The organism is Allosphingosinicella sp., assembly GCF_036387615.1.
In the GTDB taxonomy this organism is placed as follows: Bacteria; Pseudomonadota; Alphaproteobacteria; order Sphingomonadales; family Sphingomonadaceae; genus Allosphingosinicella.
The window spans coordinates 47,421-67,633 of the sequence record NZ_DASVTH010000031.1 but is presented as its reverse complement, the minus strand read 5'-3'; the positions used below and the strand labels follow the sequence as shown (position 1 = coordinate 67,633).

Here is a 20,213-nt window from a genome sequence, read left to right as displayed (position 1 = left end):
GCCGTAACGACCCGACCGGCTCCGGTATCCACGGCTGCAACGATTCTGCATGCCGACTTGACCGAAGCGCCACGTGCGCCGGGGCGCGGAATGGTCAATAGGACCTCGATGCTCCGCCGAACCCTTGTCGCCGCGTTCCTGCTCGTGCTCGGGTTGCTGGCCTGGTGCTACTCGGTTGCGACCGCCGACCCTGCCGTACGCCGCGCCGACATCGCGATGCCCGATTGGCCTGCCGCCATTCCGCCCGTCCGGCTCGTGCTGATTTCAGACATTCACGTCCAAGGACCGGACATGCCGCCGGAGCGGCTGGAGCGCATCGTCGCGCAGATCAATCGCTTGAAACCCGATCTGGTGCTGATCGCGGGCGATCTGATCAGCGAGAAACGCCTGGGGCAGCGACCGTATACAATGGCAGTGGCGCTGAAGCCGCTGGGCGGATTGCGTCCTCGGCTCGGGTCCATCGCCGTACTCGGCAATCACGATCATTGGTACGACGCGCCCGGCGCTGTGGCCGCACTCCGGACCGCAGGAGTAACCGTCCTCGCCAACGACGCCGTGCGGATCGGCCCCGTCGCGGTAGGAGGCCTTGACGACGATTTCACCGGTCGCGCCGACCTGCCGCGGACCCTGGCCCGGCTACGGCGCTTGGGCGGCGCCAAGCTGCTCCTCAGCCACAGCCCCGATCCGTTCCCGGACGTGCCGACTAGCATGTCGCTCATGCTGGCCGGGCATACGCATTGCGGCCAAATCTCGCTGCCGCTGATAGGGCCGCCCAAAACGATGTCGAAGTACGGCACGCGATACGCCTGCGGGCTGATCCGGGAGGACGGAAAGACATTGGTCGTCGGTGCGGGCCTCGGCACGAGCGGCATTCCGCTGCGCTTCGGAACGGAGCCGGAGATGTGGCTGCTGACCCTCGGCCCCGCTAGACCAGCCGCAGCGCGTTGATTGCGACCACGAAGGCGGCGAGCAGTAACAGGATCGCGGCGCCGATCCGGATCCCCTTCACCGGCAGTGCCGCCTCGAACTTCGCGCCCATCAATGCGGCCGGAGCCGACGCGGCGAGCACGCCCAGTGTGGCGCCGAGCGCAGGAAGCACCAGCACGCCATATTGGGCGCTGATCGCGAACGTCAGGAACTGCGTCTTGTCGCCGAACTCGGTCAGGAAGAAGCAGATCGCGGTGGTGAGGAACAGCCCGGTGCGCCATTGGGGCGCGTCATCGGGTCGCGACCGGCCCATCAGCCCGGCTACCCCGGCGTAAAACAGAGCCACCGCGACAAGCAGTGAGATCGCACGCAAGGTGATGAAGTCGTGGACGAGCAGGCCTCCCGCCGATGCGAGCAGCGCATTGGCGAGCGCGCCGACCGCAACCCCGGCTAGAACCGGAAGCGGCTTGCCGTAACGAGCGACGAACAGCAGCACGAGCAGCTGCGTCTTGTCGCCCCACTCGCCGAGTGCAGCGAGCAGGAAGCTGGTGAGGAGGGCATCCACTCCAGGCCGGGCGTCAGGCGAAGCGGACGGAAACGGACGCAATCATCGCCTGGCCGGCCGCTTCGTCCAGTCGGGTGCAGCCGATCGCGTCCTGCAGGCGATCAAGGTAGAGCGCGCGCGGGCATGCGCCCGGCCCGCCGGGGCGGCCGGCCCGCTCCAGCGCTTCGGCAAGCCTCACCACCGGCGTCAAGCCGTAGGCGGCCGCAAGCTGGCGAACCCCCGCCACGGCAACGTCGAAGTCGCGCCCGAGCTGGCGCCCGGACAATATTCGCAGCGTCTCGAGCCGTTCGCAAAGATCGGCCCGCACCAGCATCATCGCATCCTGTTCCGCGCGCATCACCGAAACTCCGCTCTCGCCCGTCCGCAGCATGGGACAAGATGGTTACATCCCGGTTAACGCGCGCCCGCCTTGACAGCGGACGCTCGGCGCGGCAGGAGGCGCCCAAGAGCGGCGTTCGGCGCCGCTTTTCTCGTTTCAATCCAGTTCGAACAGAGGCTGACATGGCCAAGCCGACTACCGTCAAGATCAAGCTCGTCTCGACCGCCGACACGGGCTTCTTCTACGTCACTAAGAAGAATCCGCGGAACATCACCGAGAAGATGACCTTCCGCAAATACGACCCTGTCGTCCGCAAGCACGTCGACTTCAAGGAAGCCAAGATCAAGTGACGCGCCGAAGCCGCTAGGATTTGGACCGTCATCCCGGACTTGATCTGGGGTCCACCTCCCCTTCACCTTCGGTCGAGGATGGACGCTGGATCTCGTCCAGGGTCACGCGAGTGAGATGGCGAGTTTCCGCCGCCGCGAGCAATGCCGCAACCGCCTCCACGAACCGCATCACAGAAATCGGCTTCGACACATAGCCTTCCGCCCCGGCGTCCCGGATCCGCTCCTCGTCGCCTTTGGCCGCATAAGCCGTGACCGCCATGATCGGGACCGGGTTCAGCTCCCCATCGCCCTTCATCTGCTCGATCAACTCCAGCCCGCTGATATGCGGCATCTGGATGTCCATCACTATGAGGTCCGGCCTGAACTCGCGCGCGCGGACCATTGCCTCGCGGCCGTCGCGGACCGGCTCGGCCTGGTAGCCGTGGGCGCGGAGCAGCTCGCAAAAGAGTTTCAGGTTGAGTTCGTTGTCCTCGACAACGAGGATTTTTTGTCCCACCGGGCCGCCTTAGGCGATGACTGATCCCGAAACAATCGACCGGGCCGCCGCGCTCGGCCTCTCCGCACTCGGCTGGACGCTTCAGGAGGGCGACCGGGCCGCCCGCCTGCTCGCGCTGACCGGCCTCACGCCGGACGATTTGCGCACCCGGCTCGACGACCCCACCCTCCTCGCGGCCGTACTGGGCTTCCTCGAAGCGCACGAGCCGGACCTCGTCGCCTGCGCCGACGCGCTGGATGTCACCCCAACGAAGCTGGTCGATGCGCGACGGGTGCTCGAAGGATGAGCCGTCCTCTCCTCATCTCGGATTGCGACGAAGTGCTGCTGCACATGGTGAGCCACTTCGCGGAATGGCTCGACGAAGCGCATGCGATTCGTTTCGATCTGTCCGCGCCGGGCTTCGCTGATGCGCTGACGGACAAGGGGACCGGTGCACGCGTCGGGGTCGAGCGGGTCTGGCCCCTGCTCGACGGCTTCTTCGACACTGAGATGCACCGCCAGAATGTCGTGCCCGGCGCGGCCGAGGCGCTCGCCCGCATAGGCGAGGTAGCCGACATCGTCGTGCTCACCAATATCGGCGACGAATATCAAGCCGGCCGGGTCGAGCAGCTCGAAGCCTTCGACATCCGCCACCGCGTACTCTGCAACCGCGGCGGCAAGGGCCGGCCGGTGCTCGAGTTGATCGAAGAGCTCCGCCCCAGCGCCACCGTCTTCGTCGACGACCTTCCCGTCCATCACGAATCCGTGGCCAAGCACGCGCCTGACGTGTGGCGCCTGCACATGGTCGCAGAGCCGCGCGTAGCTGCTCACACGCCGCCAGCACCGCACGCCCACGTCCGCATCGACGATTGGGATTCAGCCACCGACTGGATCCTCGCCCGCTTCGTTCAGGGTCCGCCACAGGCTTGACCCCAGCTCTCGCGCGGTGCTTACGCCAGCGCCCATGAGCATCACCGAGCGCCTTGCCGAGATTGGCATCACCCTTCCTGAACCCGCCGTCCCAGTCGCCGCCTACGTGCCCGCGGTGCGCGCCGGGAATCTCCTCCACATCTCCGGCCAGCTGCCGTTCGATGCCGGCGCGGTGATGACCGGCCGGCTCGGAGAGGATCGCGATCTTGCCTATGGCGTCACCGCCGCGCGTGCCTGTGGCATCATGCTCTTGGCCCAGATCAAGGCCGCACTCGGCAGCCTCGACAAGGTCGAACGGATCGTGAAGCTCGGCGTGTTCGTCAACAGCGCGCCTCAGTTCACCGATCAGCCCAAGGTCGCAAACGGTGCATCCGAGCTGATGCAGGACGTATTCGGCGAACCCGGCCGCCACGCCCGCAGCGCGGTCGGCGTACCCGTGCTTCCGCTCGGCGCCGCGGTCGAGATCGATGCGGTTGTCGCTATCAAGCCGGATTGACGAGGCGCTCGCCCCGGCTCCACGCCCGAGGCGGGTTGAAGGCCTGAAGCCGCTCCCGTTCGCGCATCGCGGCCTGCACGGGCCCGGCCGGCCGGAGAACAGCCTCGCCGCCTTCCGGGCGGCGATCGAGGCGGGGCACGGCGTCGAACTGGACGTTCGCGCCAGCCGCGACGGACATGCGATCGTCTTCCATGACGCCGAACTCGACCGGCTGACCGGAGAGCGCGGCCCGATTGCAGTCCGCACTGCGGCCGAACTCACCTCCATCCCACTCCGCGACGGGGACGGCGAGACCATCCCGGATCTCCCCACCGCCCTCTCCCTGATCCGTGGCCGCGTGCCGCTGCTGATCGAGGTCAAGGCGCCTGACCCGCAGGTCGGTGCGCTGTGCCTCTCGGCTTTCCGCGCCCTCGACGGCTACCTAGGGCCGGTTGGCGTGATGTCCTTCAATCCGGAGGTCGGCCGCTGGTTCGCCCGCCACGCCCCCCGCATCACGAGCGGGCTGGTCGTCACCGAAGCCGGCAAGCGGCGCCGCGGGGGACTGCGCCGCCGCCTTGCGCTCTGGCGCGCCCGGCCCGACTTCCTCGCCTACGACATTCGCGATCTGCCCTCCCCGTTCGCCAGCCGCGCACGCGCGCGGGGCCTGCCGGTGTTCACCTGGACCTGCCGCAGCGCCGCGGACCAGGCCAAGGCGCGACTTCATGCCGACCAGATCATCCACGAGCTCCACCTCGCTCATCCTGAGGAGGGACTGAGCTCGGCGAAGGCCCGTCTCGAAGGATCGCTGTCGTTCGTCCTTCGAGACGCCGCTTCGACTTCGCTCAGCGGCTCCTCAGGATGAGCGGAGTAAATGACACGTCCGGGATCTTCACATCGTGAGTGATCGCGAGGTCGTGGCGCGCGTCGCCGCAGGTGTGTCCCGAATCGACTCTGCGGCCTGGGATGCCTGCGCGGGAACGGACAACCCGTTCCTATCCCACGCCTTCCTGTCCGCGCTCGAGAAATCCGGCAGCGCCACCGCCCGGACCGGCTGGCAGCCGGCGCCGATCCTGATCGATGGCCCCAAGGGACGCCCGGCCGCGCTCGCGCCGGCTTACGTCAAGAGCCACAGCCAGGGTGAATATGTGTTCGATCACGCCTGGGCCGACGCATATGGCCGTGCGGGTGGGCGTTACTATCCCAAGCTCCAGATCGCGGTGCCGTTCACGCCGGTGCCCGGCCGCCGCCTGCTCTGCCGCGACCCGAGCCTATCCCCTGCCCTCATTGCCGCCGCCGAACAGGTGGTCGCCAACAATCGCCTCTCCTCCGCCCACGCCACCTTCATCGCCGAAGATGAGGTGCCGCTGTTCGAGCAGGCGGGGTGGCTGATCCGGATCGATAGCCAGTTCCACTGGCACAATCAGGGCTTCGGGAGCTTCGACGAATTCCTCGCCACTCTTTCGTCACGCAAGCGCAAGGCGATCCGCAAGGAGCGGGCGACCGCGCTCGACGGCCTGACGGTCGAGCGTGTCACGGGTGCCGACATCAGCGAGCGGCACTGGGACGCCTTCTGGGTCTTCTATCAGGACACCGGCGCCCGCAAATGGGGCCGCCCCTATCTCACCCGTGCCTTCTTCAGCCTTCTCGGGGAGCGCATGGCGGACCGCCTGCTGCTCGTGTTTGCGCTCCATGATGGCGAGCCGATCGCAGGCGCGCTCAACCTGATCGGTGCCGATGCGCTCTACGGCCGCTATTGGGGCTCCGTCGCCGAAGTGCCCAACCTTCATTTCGAGATCTGCTACTACCAGGCGATCGACTTCGCGATCGCACACGGCCTCCAGCGCGTGGAAGCCGGCGCGCAGGGCGCCCACAAGCTCAGCCGCGGCTACCGCCCCGTCCCGACTTACTCGGCCCATTACCTCGCCGATCCCGCGCTTCGCCGCGCGGTGGCTCACTATCTCGAGGCCGAGCGCCGCGCCGTCTTCGAGGACATCGCCGCGCTCGACCAGATGGGACCGTTCCGGAAAGAGTTGTAAGGTCTGTCTATTCACGCGCGGTTGCTTTTCGCGCTGCTAGAAACAAGATAAGTGTCCGTCGCACAGCCCTCCTTCACAGGACCCTCGCGCATGCCTTCCAATTTCTTCCGCTCGCTCGGCCTGGTCACCGCGGTGGCGATCGTTCCTGCCGCCACCGCCGGTTTCGCCGCCGTCGATGTCGGCACCTATCGCGAGCTGGAACAGTTCATGACCGTGTTCGAGCGGGTCCGCTCAGAATATGTCGAGCAGGTCGACGACAAGACCCTGCTGCGCGGCGCGATCGACGGCATGCTGAACGCGCTCGACCCGCATTCCAGCTATCTCGATGAGAAGGGCTTCAAGAGCCTGATGACGACCACCGAAGGCGAGTATGGCGGCCTCGGCCTGTCGGTCACGATGGAGGACGGCACCGTCAAGGTGATCACCGCGACCGAGGACACCCCCGCCCACCGCGCCGGTATCAAGGCCGGCGATTACCTCACGCACCTGGAAGGCAAGCTTCTCTACGGCGGCACTCTCGACGAAGCGGTCGAGCAAATGCGTGGCCGCCCCGGCACCTCGATCAAGGTCACCGTTGTCCGCCCCGGCCGAGACAAGCCGTTCGACGTTTCCCTCACCCGCGCGATCATCGAGCTCAAGACGGTGAAGTGGGAGATCAAGGACCGGATCGGCATCATCAACGTCAACGGCTTCGACAAGGGTGTGACCGACAACACCATCGCCGCCATGGCGGCGATCGAGAAGTCGCTCGGCGGCCGCCCGCTCGGCTATATCCTCGACCTGCGGTCCAATCCCGGCGGGCTGCTCGACCAGGCTGTCGGACTGTCCGACGTGTTCCTGGAGCGTGGCGAGGTTGTCTCCCAGCGCGGCCGTAAGAAGGGCGACATCGAGCGTTACTATGCCCGTCCGGGCGATGCGGCCCATGGCCTCCCGGTGATCGTGCTGGTCGACTCGGGCTCCGCTTCGGCCGCCGAAATCGTCGCCGGTGCGCTCCAGGAGCATCACCGCGCAATCGTGATGGGCGAGCGCACTTTCGGCAAGGGCTCCGTCCAGACACTGCTGCCGCTCACCAACCAGACCGCGCTTCGCCTCACCACCGCGCGCTACTTCACGCCGTCCGGCAAGTCGGTGCAGGAAGGCGGGATCACCCCGGACATCGCCGTGCCGCAGCTGTCCGACCCCGACTACAAGGAGCGACCCAAGTTCCGCGAGGCCGATCTGCGCCGTCACCTGATCAATGAGGTCAAGGTCGACGATGCGGTCGTCCAGGATGACGGCAAGCCCGATCCGCGCTTCGCGATGACGGCCGATCAGCTCAAGAAGCAGGGCATCACCGACTACCAGCTCCACTACGCGCTGCAGACGATCGGCCGGCTCGGGAAGGTTCAGCAGGCGGCCGCAGGCGGTGCGCCCAAGACGGGTTCGCGCTGAGTTATACGCTCCGGCTTCGGCCGGGGCGTCTACGGTAGCAGTTAGTCGCTGACTTCCTCGATCCGCTGCCGAGCGGCCCGAGCCTCTTCACAATGCTCGCGCAGCTCGCGGCAGCTTCGCTCCAGCGCCTCCACGACCTTGACCTGCTGATCGACCACATAAGGGTCGTTCAGCACAGCCGGCGAGTACATGTCACGTGACACGGGTGCGCGCTGCCCAGCGACCGCCTTCTGGCGTTCGGGACCCGGACGGAACCGCTTCGGGAGACCGTCACCCCTACCGGAAACGCGATCAGAGCACCAACCAGACCGGCGCAGCCGAGCGCTTTCCAATCCCGGCCTCGCGCCACCTGGGTCTCCTTGAATCACGTTCAGCCTGTTTGCAGCTTCACCGGCCGATAGGCTAGTAGCGGCAGGCGGAGGTGCCAGGGTGACGGGTTTGGACAAAGCAAGGCTGCTCGCGCTGTTCGTGCCCGCAGCTTTGCTCGCCGGTGCGCTCGGGTCGGAATATCTGGGTGGGCTGCACCCGTGCGAGATGTGTCACTGGCAGCGCTGGCCGCATTACGTCGCGGTTGCACTCGCGCTAATCGCTCTTGCGATGAGACGAGCGCCCGATCGTGGCCGCTCGATGGTGTGGTTGGCCGCGTTCGCGATCCTCACCAGTGGCCTCATCGGCGTCTATCACGCCGGGGTCGAACTCGGCATCTTCGAGGGCCTGACGCAATGCTCGTCGACGGGTGGCGGAGGGTCAAGCGCGGACGTGCTCGCCGACATCATGGCGGCGCCGCTGATCCGCTGCGATCAGGTGCAATTCACCTTCCTCGGCATATCCATGGCCGGCTGGAACGCGATCCTTTCCATCTCTGCTGCGTTGGGGATCCTATGGTTGAGCCTGAAGCGACCCAAAGCGGAGACGGCATGAGCGCCGCGCCCCCACGTTGGCGGCCCGGCGACGGCCGTGCCGACCTGCCTTCGATGATCCGCGTCGACCAGGCCGGCGAATATGGCGCCACCCGCATCTACGCCGGCCAACTCGCCGTGCTCGGGCCCCGTCACCCCACCTCCCGCCTGATCGAGCATATGGCGCTGCAGGAGAAACGGCATCTCGATACGTTCGACCAGATGATGGTCGAGCGCTGCATTCGCCCCACGGCGCTCCATCCGCTCTGGGACGTCGCCGGCTACTGGCTCGGCGCGGCGACCGCCCTGATCGGCCCCGCCGCCGCAATGGCCTGCACCGCCGCCGTCGAGACCGAGATCGACAAGCATTATTCCGAGCAGCGCCGCGCGCTCGGCGACGACGAGCCTGACCTCGGCGCCACCATCGCCGAGTTCCAGGCCGAAGAGCTCGAACATCGCGACACCGCGCTCCAACATGGCGCGGAGAGCACGTTCGGCTATCCTGTCCTGTCCGCCGTCATTCGCGCCGGCTGCCGCGCCGCAATTGCCCTTTCCAAGAGGATCTGACCCATGAAGCTCGCTTTCGCCGCCGGAGTCGTCTTGCTCGCTGTCGCTGCTCCCGCCTCGGCTCAGACCGCCGCCGGCCCGAACGATCCGAAGATCAACCAGCTGATCGTCTATGGTGACGATCCGTGCCCGGCCAGCACGGACGAGGTGATCACCGTCTGCGCCCGTCGCCCCGACGACGACCGGTATCGCATTCCGGAAAACCTTCGGGACACCGGCCGGCCCGCCAACAACAGCTGGGCCAATCAGGCGATCGAACTGTCCTATGTCGGCCGCACCGGCATTCAGAGCTGCTCGCCCTCAGGCCCCGGCGGAGCCAGCGGCTGCTTCGCAGAGCTCGCCAACGCCTATCGCGCCGAGCGCGGCGGCCGTGATGCGGTCAGCTGGAACCGTCTGATCGAAGCCGCCCGTCAGGAGCGCCTCGGCAAGATCGACGAACAGGCCGAGGAAGACGAGCGCCGCGCCAAAGGCGAGGAATAGGCCCGGAACCGTTCGGCGCCGTCGTCCGCTTTCCCGGAAACAGTTCCGGAGTAGCAACATGCGTTCCACCATTTCTGCCGCGCTCGTCCTGCTGGCGGCGCTTGCCCCGGCCACGGTCGAGGCTCAGTCGCGCGCCGATCGCCAGCGCCAGGAAGTCCGCCGAGTGATCGTCTACGGCAACGATCCGTGCCCGCGAGGGACAGGCGAGATCGTCGTCTGCGCCCGCCGACCCGAGAGCGAGCGCTATCGCATTCCCCAGACCACGCGCAATCCCGAAGCGCCCGCCGTGCGCAGCAATCTCGGCCGCGATCAGGAGGCCCGCGAAGCCGCCGCAACCGGCATCGGCAGCTGCTCACCGAGCGGCCCGGGCGGCGCCAGCGGCTGCCTCCAACAGCAGATCAACCGCAGCCGCGTCGGCATGGACGGCAAGCAGCAAGGGGCGACGACGCCGAACAACTAGGGTCCAGATTACTTTAGCAAGTCATCGTCGCCCCGGGGACTTGATCCGGGGCAGGGCTAACCTCCTCGAGCACCACCGTCAGCAGACAGCCCTGGCCCGGATCAAGTCCGGGCCGACGGAACATGTTCAGCTTGATTTCGAATACCCTCTACGCCCGCCGCCGCTCCGCCGCGATCCACTCCCGCACCTGCTGCTCGAGGACGTCGAGCGGCACGGAGCCCTGCAGCAGCACCGCGTCGTGAAAGCGCCGCAGGTCGAATTTCGCCCCGAGCGCCCGCTCCGCCTCCGAGCGCAGTTCGCGGATGCGGATGTTGCCGATCATGTAGCCCAAGGCCTGGCCCGGCCAGCTGATGTAGCGGTTCACCTCGGCGTCGATGTTGGCCTCGCTGAGAGCCGTCCATTCGCGCATGAAGGCGACCGCGCGAGCCTTGTCCCAGCCCTTCGAATGAATGCCCGTGTCCACCACCAGCCGCGCCGCCCGCCACATCTGGTAGGAAAGCTGGCCCATCTTCTTGGCCGGCGTATCGTACAGGCCCATCTCCTGCCCCAGACTCTCCGAGTAGAGCCCCCAGCCCTCAGTGAAGGCCGTGAAGCTCGAGAAATTGCGCCGGAAGGGCGGCAAGTCGAGCTCCTGCTGAAGCGCGATCTGATGATGGTGGCCCGGCACCGCTTCGTGCAGGCTGAGCGCCGGTATCTCCCAGAGCGGCCGCTGATTCAGCTTGGAGGTATTAACGTAATAAGTCCCCGCAAGCCCGCTTTCGGGCGAGCCTGAGCTGTAATAAGCGGTCGTCGTTCCTTCCGCTGTTTCGGCGGGGATCGCGCGGAGGCCGTAGGGCAGCCGCGGCAGCATTCCGAACAGGCTGGGCATTTTGCCGTCAATTGTCTTGGTGACGATCGCCGTCGCCTCCAGCAGCTCCTCGCGCGTCTTGGCATAGTGGACAGGATTGGTGCGCAAATCCTGGATGAACGCCTCGCGGCTGGCGAACCCCGCCTGGCGTGACACCCGGTCCATTTCCGCCCTGATCCGCCGCGCCTCGCGCATGCCGATCTCGTGGATCTGGTTCGGCGACAGATCGGTTGTGGTCTCCTCGCGCACCCGGAAGGCGTAATAGTCCGCCCCGCCCTGCTGGGCGGAGATGCTGTCGGACTTGGCGCATTTCGGTAGGTAGTTGGCACGGTAGAAGCCGGCATGCTTGGCGTAGGCTGGATTAATCACCCGGCCGATCGTCGTGCGCGCCTCGGCCTGCATCGCCGCCCATTCGCGCTCGTCCAAATCGGCGGGGCGGGCGCGCGTGAACGGTTCGTAAAAGCGCGATTTGGCCGCGTCCTCCACGATGACACCGGAGATGCTCTTCTCGTAATTGCCGAGCACCGAGCAGGGCAGCACATAGCCGCCCCGCACCGCCTCGCTGGTGATGGCGAGCGCCTGGTCGTTGAGCTGCGGATATTGTGCGATCCGTCGAAGGTAGGAGCGGTAATCCGCACCGGTGCGGAACGGCAGTCCGGTCGCCATCCCGACAAAGCCCTGGTGCCACCCATAATAGGTCGTGAACAGCATGCTGCGCTGGCCGTATCGATTGGCCTCTACCGTCTCTGAGAGCGAGCGCCGCAATATGGCGTGGTTGGTCCGGTCCGCCGCGCTGAGCTGAGCCGCCGGGATAGCGTCGAGCCGCTTCAGGAAGGCCGCGGCTTGCGCCGCCCGCCGGTTCCTCGCCGCCGGGCTGATATCTTCGATGCGACTATCATGATCGCGCACACCGAGCCGCGTCGCGGCGACCGGATTTTCGCGCAGCAGCCAGGAATAATGCTCGTCTAGCAACCGCCTGAGATCATCGGCGGGCGCCGCTGCGGCCGGCGCGGCCGAGGCGAGCAGCAGGGCAATCAGGAACGGGCGCATCTCATTCTCCTTGAGGAGCGAGATGACATTGCATGGCCGCGCCGCACAAGCCCGGCTGAAACGAATTGGGCTCGGCCCCGTTCTCCCTTCCGTTCGACCAGGAGAAGCGCGCCCATGAGTGACAATGTCTACAAGATCATCGAAATCGTCGGCAGTTCCACGACCAGCATCTCCGACGCGATCGAGAAGGCGGTCGAACGCGCGGCGGCGACGGTCCACAACTTGGGCTGGTTCGAGGTCAAGGAAACGCGCGGCCACATAGAGAACGGGCGTGTCGCGCACTACCAGGTCACGCTGAAGATCGGCTTCACGCTCGACGACGAAGGCGCCTGACCCGCGCCTTCGTCGCGCCTGACGTCCCTTTGGTCGACGCCCGTCACCTTCGCCGCACCAGCCGATGCCTGCGCCGACTTGCGATGGCGGCGATGCGGCGCCCACGTCATCGAGAAGCCGTCCCCGTCGCCGCGGGGCTGGCAATCCCCCGCGGCGATATCCGGCCGGGAAGGAGCCTTCCCGGCCGGCTTTTCATGTCGGGACGGCAATGATCTTGACATGCACCGCCGGCGCGCATAGAGGCGCGCTCCTCAGCGGCAATTCCGCCCCATGAGACGGAGACTTTCCGTGTTCAACATCGAACGCAGATCGGGGCTCGAGCCCGCCTCCGTCCGGACCTCGCCCAAGCGTTAGTCGCGCTTGCCGCCGGGCCGGACCCGGCGGCGCGACATCCCACCAATGACGATGATGCTGGCCGTCGCGCGTGCGCTTCGGTCTGAGACGGGTGACTCATGGGCGAGAAAACCATGCTGCGGCAATTGCTGCCGCTGCTGCATAGCTTGTGTCCTGGATCCAGCGGCGCCGCCAAAAGCGTGCTCGCCTGGATCGAGGAGCATCGCGGCCACCTCTGGCCGCACCTGCCGCAAACGAAGAAGTTCTGGAAGAAAGGCTGGGACGCACTGCCAGCCCTTTCGGGCGAACTTGGCGATGACGGCGGTGAGCCGAGCCTGCTCGCGACGGCGCAGGCGGTGGCGCGGCTGCTCGCGCTCGATCCGTTCGACGCGGCCCTACTCCGCGCTGCGGTCGCGCTCCAAAGGCTACCGCGCATCGCCGCGCTGCGCCTGCGCCTGGTTCAAGCCGACGCTGACCTGCTCCTCCTCGCGGGCATCCTTGCTGGAGAGGAGCCATCGGCGGCGGCCGGCCGGGTGCGCCGCAGTTCGCCCGTCTTGCTCGGCCTCCTCGAAATTGAGGTCAGCCGCTCCGGCCAGATCGACCTCGACCTGAGTTGGCGCTTCGACCGCCTGCTCGACCGCGGCGTCACCGACGAGGACCAACTCACCGAGGCGTTGGCCGGTATCCGGCAGGAGCCGAGCCTCCCGCCCGAGGCCTTCGCCGATCAGCGCGAGCCATTCGGCTTCCTGCGCCGCCTTCTCACCGGAGCGCTCGCGGACAAGGCTGAGGGCGTCAACATCCTCATCCACGGACCGCCCGGAACCGGCAAGACCGAGTTCGCCCGCACACTCGCGGGAACCGCCGGAGCCCGGCTCTATGCGGTCGGTGAGGCCGACGAGGATGGCGAGGAGCCGACCCGGTTCGACCGGCTGCATGCGCTGAAGCGCGCCCACCGCCTGCTCGCCCGCCGCACCGACTCGGTGCTGCTGTTCGATGAGATGGAGGATTTGCTGGCGCCGCCCAGCACCGGCGCGAGCCAGAACCGCGCCGGCTCCAAGCTGTTTGTCAACCGCCTGCTCGAAGCCAATCCGGTCCCGACGATCTGGACCAGCAACAGCCTCGACGAAGTCGACCCCGCGCATATGCGCCGGATGAGCTACGTGCTCGCGATGAAGCACCCCTCGGCCCGCAGCCGCGCGCGTATCGTCGCCCGCATCGCAGCCGAGGCGGCCATGCCTTATGCAGCCGTCGAACTGCAGCCCCTGGTCGCTGGGGAAGCGGCGAGCGGCAGCATCGCCCGCGCCGCCATCCGCTCCGCGATATTGGCCGGCGGTGAGGCCGAAGACGTGCCGGTCGTCGCCCGTTCGCTGCTCGCCGGGCTGCGCGGCGGCGGCGATCTGCCTGCGATGCGGTCGGCCGCGCCGCTCGACCTTGATCTGTTCGAAAGCGATCCCGCCATTCCCGACCTTGTCGCGCGGATCGCCGCCCCGGGCGCTCCAACCGATATGTCGCTGCTGCTGGCGGGTCCGCCCGGCACCGGCAAGACCGCGCTTGCAGCGCATCTCGCCGACCGGCTCGACCGGCCGTTGCTCGTCAAGCGCACGTCGGACCTGCTTTCTAAGTGGGTCGGCGGTACCGAGGCGAACATCGCCGCCGCGTTCGCCGAGGCACGGGCCGACGGCGCGGTCCTGCTGTTCGACGAAGCCGACTCGCTGCTCCTCGACCGCGCCGACGCGCGGCACAGCTGGGAGCGGACGCAGGTCAACGAGCTGCTTACCTGGATGGACGAGCATCCCCTCCCCTTCATCGCCGCCACCAACCACCCCCACCGGCTCGACCCGGCGGCGATGCGGCGCTTCGTGTTCAAGCTCAGCCTTGATGCGCTCGGGCCCGAACGTTCGGCGCTCGCCTGGACTCGTTTCTTCGCGCCCGATCCGCCGCCCGTGCTTGCCCAAATCGCTGGCCTCACGCCCGGCGACTTCGCCGTCGTCGCTCGCCAGCTGCGTTTCACCTCCGCCGCTGAGCCGTCCATGATCCTCCGCCTGCTTGAAGCGGAAGTCCGCGCCAAGCCCGCAGCGTTCGGACAAATCGGCTTCTGAGACCCGCCGACAGCAGGGCTGGCATGCGGGCACTTTCCCGCTAACCTGCCCGCTCCAGCCGGAGAACCGCATGACCGTCGCAGAAGCCACGCCTGAACTCGACATCGCCGCCGACGGCAACGACCGCGCCTTCCTCGGCCACCCGAAAGGCCTCGGCTACCTCAGCTTCATCGAAGCCTGCGAGCGCTTCTCCTACTATTCGATGCAGACGCTGCTGACCCTCTACATGGTCAAGTACCTGCTCGTGCCTGAGCGGATGGACGGGGTCGTCGGGCTCAATTGGCTGCGCAGCTGGCATTATGAGGGGCTCAGCGGCCAGCCGCTCTCCTCCGCCATTTTCGGCGACTACAGCTCGCTCGTCTACCTGACCCCGATCCTCGGCGGCGTCATCGCCGACCGCTTCGCCGGCCGGCGCATCGCTCTGTTCGCCGGCGGGGTGGTCATGTCGATCGGGCATTTCCTGATGGCGTTCGAAGGCGCCTTCCTGTTCGCCCTGCTGGCGCTGATCATCGGCGTCGGCCTGTTCAAGGGCAATATTGCGAGCCAGGTCGGGGCGCTCTATGGGAGCAACGATCTGCGCCGCGCGATGGCGTTTCAGATCTTCTACATCGCGATCAACGTCAGCGTGATCGCCGCTCCGCTCGTCGCCGGCACGCTCGGCGAGAAGGTCGGCTGGCATTACGGCTTCGGCACCGCCGGCATCGTGATGGTGCTCGGCGTCCTGATCTTCCTTGCCGGCCGCCCTCACCTTCCCGTGGAACCGGGCGAAAGCGAAGCGATCGGCCCCGCCAAGACTGCTGGCACGATCGCGGTGACCAGCCTCGTGGTGGTCGCCGTGATCGGGGTGGTGTTCGTCGCCGGCATCTTCGTCGCTCTGGCAGCCCTGGTGCCGCTCTACTTCCTTCTCACGCGGGGACTCGCCCGCGACGAGAAAACGCGCGTGCTGGCACTGGTCCTGCTGATCCCGGCCATGGCCATCGCGCTTCTCACCAACCAGCAGATCTTCAACGCCTATCTGATCTGGGCCGACCAGCACTTCCAGCTCACCTTCTTCGGCACCACGCTGCCGACGAGCTGGATGGTCACCATTGATGCAACTCTAAGCTTTGCGATGCTGGTCGCGGTCGCCGCCTTCTTCAAATGGTACGGGACCAAGCGCCGCGAGCCCGACGAGCTCGGCAAGATGATCATCGGCAGCTTCTTCACGATCGCGGGAGGACTGTGCCTCTACATCGCGGCGCTTACCCAAGGGGACGGCAAGATCGGCCTGTTCTGGCCGCTGATGTTCCACCTGGTCAACAGCATCGGCTTCGCCTGCATCCTGCCGGTGAGCCTCGCGCTGTTCTCGAAGATCGCGCCGCGGCAGATCAACGCCACCGTGATCGGCCTCTACTATCTCGGCTTTTTTGCCGCGAACAAGATCGTCGGGGAAGTCGGCCAGCTTTATTCGAGCCTCGACACCCCGACCTTCTGGCTGCTCCACGTCGCAAGCGCCGCCGTCGGCCTGGTCGCCTTCATGCTCTTCCGCTTCTTCATCGGCCGCCGCTTCGATCAATCGGACGCCGAGCCGCTGCCGGCCTGAGCCGCGGCTTAGCTTGCTGCCCGATCCGGATCGACGATCGTCGGCGGCGGCGCGGCCGTTTCTGCGCTCGCCAGCATTTCGTGCTTGTCCTCATGGAGATACAGCCGGCGGATCAGCACCAACACGACGATGGTGAGCGGCGTCGCCAGCAGCACGCCGGGAACGCCGAACAGGATGCCTGCCGCGATGATGCCGAAAATGGTGACGGCGGGCGGCAGATCGACCATCTTGTTCTGCAGCAAGGGCATGACGAGGTTGCCCTGGAGCTGCTGCACCGCGATCAGCACGCCGATCGTCCACAGACCGGTGTCCGTACCCTGCCCGAAGCCGAGGATCACGGCCGGTATTCCGGCCAGCAGCACGCCAAGATAAGGCACGAACTCGGCCAGCCCGGCGACCAGCCCGATAGCCCAGGCCGCCGGCACGCCCACCAGCCAGAGCCCGAGCCCGGTTCCGACGCCCACAAACAGCATGCCGAGCGCTTGACCCTTCAGCCAGTTTTTGAGCGACACGCTGATCGCATCCAGCGTTTCGGCCGTCCGCTCGCGCGCCGCGGTCGGAATCATGCGCATGACGCCGCCGGCGTAGAGGGTCGGCTGGGCTGCAAGGTAGAGGCCGCCGATCAGCACCAGCACGAGTCCGGACAGCGCCCCGCCCACGGTTGCGAGCGCGGTCGTGACGGCGTTGACGATTGTTTGGCCACTCGGCGCAAGCCCTTGCGCCCGCTCCAGGATCGCGGCGCCGATGCGGGATTCCGCGAGCCGCGCCTGCACATTAGCCCAGGCGGCGGGCAGACGCGTGGCGAGTTCGGTGAACTCGGTCTGCATGGTCGTGCCAAAGAACGCGAAGGCGCCCCCGATCAGCGCCAGCAACAGAAGGACCGTGAGGCCGAGCGACACCGCGAACGGAAGCCTCGTCCGGATACGAAGCCAGTTGGTGATCGTGAGCAGGATCATCGCCACCAGCGCGCAGGCGAAGAGCAGCAACAGCAGATCGACCAAGGTCCACATCAGGTAAGCCGCGGCGAGCGTCGCCAGGACGATCACGGTTGCGCGGAACACCCGCCGCTCGAAACCATCGCGCCCGGACGGGCTCGGTCCGGGGTTAGAGGCCGGGCGATCGGTTTGGCTGGGCATCGGCTCTCCTGGCGTAGCTGTTCAGCTTCACCGCTACCGAAGCCGCGCCCAACAGGAAAGGCTGTCCTGCAGCTTTGCGCCTAACCTGGCCAAGCTTGGACGCACTGCGTAGCCCGTTCCCCGGGGCGGACCTCATGCGCATATGCCTTGGATACAAGGACTTTCCGCCCGCTGACTGGACTTTCGGCGCCTGCGAACATAAGTAGAACCGATGGCTCAGCTCGACACACGCCAGAAGCTTGCCATCCTGGCGGACGCGGCCAAATATGACGCGTCCTGCGCCTCCTCCGGCACTGTCAAGCGCGACAGCACGGATGCGAAGGGGATCGGCTCGACCGAAGGCATGGGCATTTGCCACGCCTACGCTCCGGACGGTCGCTGCATCTCGCTATTGAAGATATTGCTGACAAACAGCTGCATTTTTGACTGCCACTATTGCATAAATCGCAAAAGCTCGAACGTGCGCCGCGCCCGCTTCACGGCCGAGGAGGTGGTTGAGCTCACCCTCGCCTTTTACAAGCGAAATTACATTGAAGGCCTGTTCCTCTCCTCCGGCATTATTCGCTCGTCCAATTACACGATGGAGCAGATCGTCGAGGTGGCGCGCTCCTTGCGCGATGGCCACGAGTTCCGCGGCTATATCCACCTCAAGACCATTCCCGATGCCGATCCCGAGCTGGTCCACAAGGCCGGCCTTTACGCCGATCGCGTCTCGATCAATGTGGAATTGCCGACCGACGCCGGCTTGAAGCGGCTCGCCCCCGAGAAGGACGGCAAGCAGATCGAAGGCGCGATGGGCGGGCTCAAGGCTGCGATCGAGGACGGCAAGGACGCCAAGAAGCGCTTCAAGTCCGCCCCGACCTACGCGCCCGCGGGCCAATCCACGCAGATGATCGTCGGAGCAGACGACGCCAACGACAGCGCGATCGTCGCCAAGGCGAGCCTGCTCTACGACCGCTTCTCGCTCCGCCGCGTCTATTACTCGGCATTCTCTCCCATTCCGGACGCCAGTGCTGTTCTGCCGCTCCAGCGGCCGCCGCTGATGCGCGAGCACCGGCTCTACCAGTCCGACTGGCTGATGCGATTTTACGGCTTCAAGCCGGCCGAAGTCGCGGAAGCGACGGACAAGAGCGGCATGCTCCCGCTCGACATCGACCCGAAGCTCGCTTGGGCGCTGAAGCACCGGGGCCAGTTCCCCGTCGACATCAATCGCGCACCGCGCGAGCTGATGCTCCGCATTCCCGGCCTTGGCGTGAAGGCGGTGGACCGCATCCTGACCTCCCGTCGCTGGCGGAGGCTGAGCCTGGACGATGTCGCGCGGCTGACGGTCTCCGTCGTCAAGGTGCGTCCGTTCATCGTCGCCGACGGCTGGCGCCCGACCCTGCTGACAGACCGCGCCGATCTGGCTCAGCAGCTCAAGCCGAAGGTGGAACAGATGGAGCTGTTCGCCGCCTGATGCTCGTGGTTCGGCTCGAAGCGGAGGACGATCTGGACGGCTGGCGCGAGGCGGCGCGTGCGTTGGCGCTGGCCGATGTCCCGCCGTCGCAGGTGGACTGGGCGGTCGGCGCAATCCGCAGCCTGTTCGGAGGCGCGCAACAGCTGCCGCCGCCAACGCGGCCCACCTTCTCCGTCCCGAAACCCTTCCTCGACTTGGCTGCACTCGTCGTCTGCCACCGCGAGCCGGAACGTTTCGGCCTGCTCTACGCCCTCCTTTGCCGCATCCGCGACAACCGCCAGGCGATGGAGGACCGCGCCGATCCGCTCGTGCAGCGGCTCGAGCGCATGGCGAAGGAGGTGCGCCGCGACGCGCACAAGATGCATGCCTTTGTTCGGTTCCGGGAGGTCGAAGACGACGGCGGCGTCCGCATGGTCGCCTGGTTCGAGCCGGACAATCACATCGTGCGGCGCGAGGCCGGCTTCTTCGTCCGTCGCTTCGCCGTGATGCGCTGGTCGATCCTGACGCCTGAGCTTTGCATTCACTGGGACTGCGAGAGGTTGACCGAGAGCCCGGGCGCGACCCGCGCCGATGCGCCGGACGGCGATCCCATCGAGGAGACCTGGAAGACTTATTATGCGTCCATTTTCAATCCGGCGCGGCTGAAGATCAAGGCCATGACCAAGGAGATGCCCAAGAAATACTGGAAAAACATGCCCGAAACCGCGTTGGTTGGGGAGTTGATCGCAGGTGCGAGAGGCAGGGAGCTGGAGATGGTGGAGCGCTCACGGAGCAAGGCGATCCCGGAAAGCGGTCGCGACCTCGAACTGGCGCTCGCGGGCGAGGCGGAGGCCCGTCAGGCTGAACGCGCGCTCCAGCCCGGCGGCAACATGCTCGGCGCTTGGGAAGCGCTGCTCGCCGACGCCAAGGCCTGCACGCGCTGCTCGCTCTACGGCCCAGCCACCCAGACCGTGTTCGGCGAGGGCCCGCTCGACGCACACATCATGTTCGTCGGCGAGCAGCCGGGCGATCAGGAGGACCTTGCCGGCCGCCCCTTCATCGGCCCCGCCGGCCAGCTGTTCAACCGTGCGCTCGGCGAAGCGGGCGTGGACCGCTCCACCACCTACGTCACCAACGCGGTCAAGCATTTCAAGTTCGAGCCGCGCGGCAAGCGGCGTATCCATTCCAAGCCGGGCGGGCCGGAGATCGACGCCTGCCGCTGGTGGATCGATCAGGAGCGCGTGCTGATCAAGCCGCCCGTCACCGTCGCGCTCGGCGCCACCGCCGCGCGCTCGCTGTTCGGCAAGACGGTGACCATCGGCGCGATGCGGGGCAAGCCGCATCGCGCCGCGGACGGAGGTGAGACCTGGGTCACCGTCCACCCGAGCTTCCTGCTTAGGGTTCAAGACCGGCAGGAAGAGGAATATGCCCGCTTCGTGGAGGACCTGCGGGCGATCGGCGAGCGCGCAAAGGCGCTCGCCTGA

At 66.6% G+C, this 20,213-nt stretch carries 22 protein-coding genes and 1 pseudogene; 17 read left to right on the top strand and 6 right to left on the bottom strand.

Annotated elements, in window-relative coordinates:
* The first annotated feature begins 108 nt into the window (after window positions 1-108).
* On the top strand, window positions 109-948 hold the full coding sequence (locus VF631_RS05925) for a metallophosphoesterase (RefSeq protein WP_431849355.1): 840 nt from the start codon (window positions 109-111) through the stop codon (window positions 946-948).
* On the opposite strand, the gene VF631_RS05920 is transcribed toward VF631_RS05925, so the two are convergent.
* Window positions 926-1,492 (bottom strand): TMEM165/GDT1 family protein, encoded by a 567-nt coding sequence (locus VF631_RS05920; RefSeq protein WP_431849354.1) that lies wholly within the window; start codon window positions 1,490-1,492, stop codon window positions 926-928. The genes VF631_RS05925 and VF631_RS05920 overlap by 23 nt on opposite strands.
* Before the next feature lie 13 nt (window positions 1,493-1,505).
* Window positions 1,506-1,829, bottom strand: a complete 324-nt coding sequence (locus tag VF631_RS05915; RefSeq protein ID WP_431849353.1) for a hypothetical protein — start codon at window positions 1,827-1,829, stop codon at window positions 1,506-1,508.
* 164 nt (window positions 1,830-1,993) lie between these two features.
* Here VF631_RS05915 and rpmG point away from each other — a divergent pair, with 164 nt between their 5' ends.
* Window positions 1,994-2,161 carry a 50S ribosomal protein L33 gene (gene rpmG / locus VF631_RS05910; protein ID WP_431849352.1) on the top strand — a complete coding sequence of 56 codons (168 nt, stop codon included), beginning with the start codon at window positions 1,994-1,996 and terminating at the stop codon, window positions 2,159-2,161.
* A 136-nt stretch (window positions 2,162-2,297) separates the two neighbouring features.
* Here rpmG and VF631_RS05905 read toward each other — a convergent pair.
* Window positions 2,298-2,657, bottom strand: a pseudogene (locus tag VF631_RS05905) (response regulator); the annotation flags it as partial.
* A 16-nt stretch (window positions 2,658-2,673) separates the two neighbouring features.
* Here VF631_RS05905 and VF631_RS05900 point away from each other — a divergent pair.
* From VF631_RS05900 to VF631_RS05875, 6 genes are all read left to right on the top strand, one after another.
* The gene (locus VF631_RS05900) at window positions 2,674-2,943 is read left to right on the top strand and encodes a DUF3572 domain-containing protein (RefSeq protein ID WP_431849351.1); all 270 of its coding nucleotides are present in this window, start codon (window positions 2,674-2,676) and stop codon (window positions 2,941-2,943) included.
* Window positions 2,940-3,566 (top strand): HAD family hydrolase, encoded by a 627-nt coding sequence (locus tag VF631_RS05895; RefSeq protein ID WP_431849350.1) that lies wholly within the window; start codon window positions 2,940-2,942, stop codon window positions 3,564-3,566. Before VF631_RS05900 ends, VF631_RS05895 begins: the two co-directional genes overlap by 4 nt.
* A 34-nt stretch (window positions 3,567-3,600) precedes the next feature.
* Entirely contained in the window at window positions 3,601-4,062 is a 462-nt protein-coding gene (locus VF631_RS05890) for a RidA family protein (protein WP_431849349.1), read from the top strand.
* On the top strand, window positions 4,034-4,903 hold the full coding sequence (locus VF631_RS05885; protein ID WP_431849348.1) for a glycerophosphodiester phosphodiesterase family protein: 870 nt from the start codon (window positions 4,034-4,036) through the stop codon (window positions 4,901-4,903). Before VF631_RS05890 ends, VF631_RS05885 begins: the two co-directional genes overlap by 29 nt.
* 34 nt (window positions 4,904-4,937) lie before the next feature.
* Window positions 4,938-6,077, top strand: a complete 1,140-nt coding sequence (locus VF631_RS05880) for a GNAT family N-acetyltransferase (protein WP_431849347.1) — start codon at window positions 4,938-4,940, stop codon at window positions 6,075-6,077.
* Window positions 6,078-6,167: 90 nt separating this feature from the next.
* A complete protein-coding gene (locus tag VF631_RS05875) occupies window positions 6,168-7,508 on the top strand; it encodes a S41 family peptidase (protein ID WP_431849346.1) in 1,341 nt (446 codons plus the stop codon).
* 41 nt (window positions 7,509-7,549) lie between these two features.
* Here VF631_RS05875 and VF631_RS05870 read toward each other — a convergent pair whose 3' ends face one another.
* Window positions 7,550-7,711, bottom strand: a complete 162-nt coding sequence (locus tag VF631_RS05870) for a hypothetical protein (protein ID WP_431849345.1) — start codon at window positions 7,709-7,711, stop codon at window positions 7,550-7,552.
* Between the two features lie 226 nt (window positions 7,712-7,937).
* On the opposite strand from VF631_RS05870, the gene VF631_RS05865 reads away from it, so the two are divergent.
* From VF631_RS05865 to VF631_RS05850, 4 genes are read left to right on the top strand one after another with little or no spacing between them, the layout of a single operon-like run.
* Window positions 7,938-8,429 carry a disulfide bond formation protein B gene (locus tag VF631_RS05865; RefSeq protein WP_431849344.1) on the top strand — a complete coding sequence of 164 codons (492 nt, stop codon included), beginning with the start codon at window positions 7,938-7,940 and terminating at the stop codon, window positions 8,427-8,429.
* Window positions 8,426-8,974: a demethoxyubiquinone hydroxylase family protein gene (locus VF631_RS05860; protein ID WP_431849343.1), complete on the top strand. Its 549-nt coding sequence runs from the start codon at window positions 8,426-8,428 to the stop codon at window positions 8,972-8,974. Before VF631_RS05865 ends, VF631_RS05860 begins: the two co-directional genes overlap by 4 nt.
* Before the next feature lie 3 nt (window positions 8,975-8,977).
* Complete coding sequence (locus VF631_RS05855) at window positions 8,978-9,454, top strand: hypothetical protein (protein WP_431849342.1); 477 nt, start codon at window positions 8,978-8,980, stop codon at window positions 9,452-9,454.
* Between the two features lie 58 nt (window positions 9,455-9,512).
* The gene (locus VF631_RS05850; protein WP_431849341.1) at window positions 9,513-9,914 is read left to right on the top strand and encodes a hypothetical protein; all 402 of its coding nucleotides are present in this window, start codon (window positions 9,513-9,515) and stop codon (window positions 9,912-9,914) included.
* Window positions 9,915-10,062: 148 nt separating this feature from the next.
* On the opposite strand, the gene VF631_RS05845 is transcribed toward VF631_RS05850, so the two are convergent.
* Window positions 10,063-11,811 carry a DUF885 domain-containing protein gene (locus VF631_RS05845; RefSeq protein ID WP_431849340.1) on the bottom strand — a complete coding sequence of 583 codons (1,749 nt, stop codon included), beginning with the start codon at window positions 11,809-11,811 and terminating at the stop codon, window positions 10,063-10,065.
* Between the two features lie 114 nt (window positions 11,812-11,925).
* Here VF631_RS05845 and VF631_RS05840 point away from each other — a divergent pair, with 114 nt between their 5' ends.
* The 3 genes from VF631_RS05840 to VF631_RS05830 all read left to right on the top strand — a co-directional run bounded on the left by VF631_RS05840 (window position 11,926) and on the right by VF631_RS05830 (window position 16,158).
* Window positions 11,926-12,144, top strand: a complete 219-nt coding sequence (locus tag VF631_RS05840; protein WP_431849339.1) for a dodecin — start codon at window positions 11,926-11,928, stop codon at window positions 12,142-12,144.
* Between the two features lie 452 nt (window positions 12,145-12,596).
* Window positions 12,597-14,576: an AAA family ATPase gene (locus VF631_RS05835; protein ID WP_431849338.1), complete on the top strand. Its 1,980-nt coding sequence runs from the start codon at window positions 12,597-12,599 to the stop codon at window positions 14,574-14,576.
* A gap of 70 nt (window positions 14,577-14,646) precedes the next feature.
* Window positions 14,647-16,158 carry a peptide MFS transporter gene (locus VF631_RS05830; protein WP_431849337.1) on the top strand — a complete coding sequence of 504 codons (1,512 nt, stop codon included), beginning with the start codon at window positions 14,647-14,649 and terminating at the stop codon, window positions 16,156-16,158.
* An 8-nt stretch (window positions 16,159-16,166) separates the two neighbouring features.
* On the opposite strand, the gene VF631_RS05825 is transcribed toward VF631_RS05830, so the two are convergent.
* Complete coding sequence (locus VF631_RS05825) at window positions 16,167-17,294, bottom strand: AI-2E family transporter (RefSeq protein ID WP_431849336.1); 1,128 nt, start codon at window positions 17,292-17,294, stop codon at window positions 16,167-16,169.
* 211 nt (window positions 17,295-17,505) lie between these two features.
* On the opposite strand from VF631_RS05825, the gene VF631_RS05820 reads away from it, so the two are divergent.
* Together VF631_RS05820 and VF631_RS05815 are read left to right on the top strand one after the other, a co-directional pair.
* Complete coding sequence (locus VF631_RS05820; RefSeq protein ID WP_431849335.1) at window positions 17,506-18,750, top strand: putative DNA modification/repair radical SAM protein; 1,245 nt, start codon at window positions 17,506-17,508, stop codon at window positions 18,748-18,750.
* Window positions 18,750-20,213 (top strand): UdgX family uracil-DNA binding protein, encoded by a 1,464-nt coding sequence (locus VF631_RS05815; protein WP_431849334.1) that lies wholly within the window; start codon window positions 18,750-18,752, stop codon window positions 20,211-20,213. The genes VF631_RS05820 and VF631_RS05815 overlap by 1 nt, the downstream gene beginning before the upstream one ends.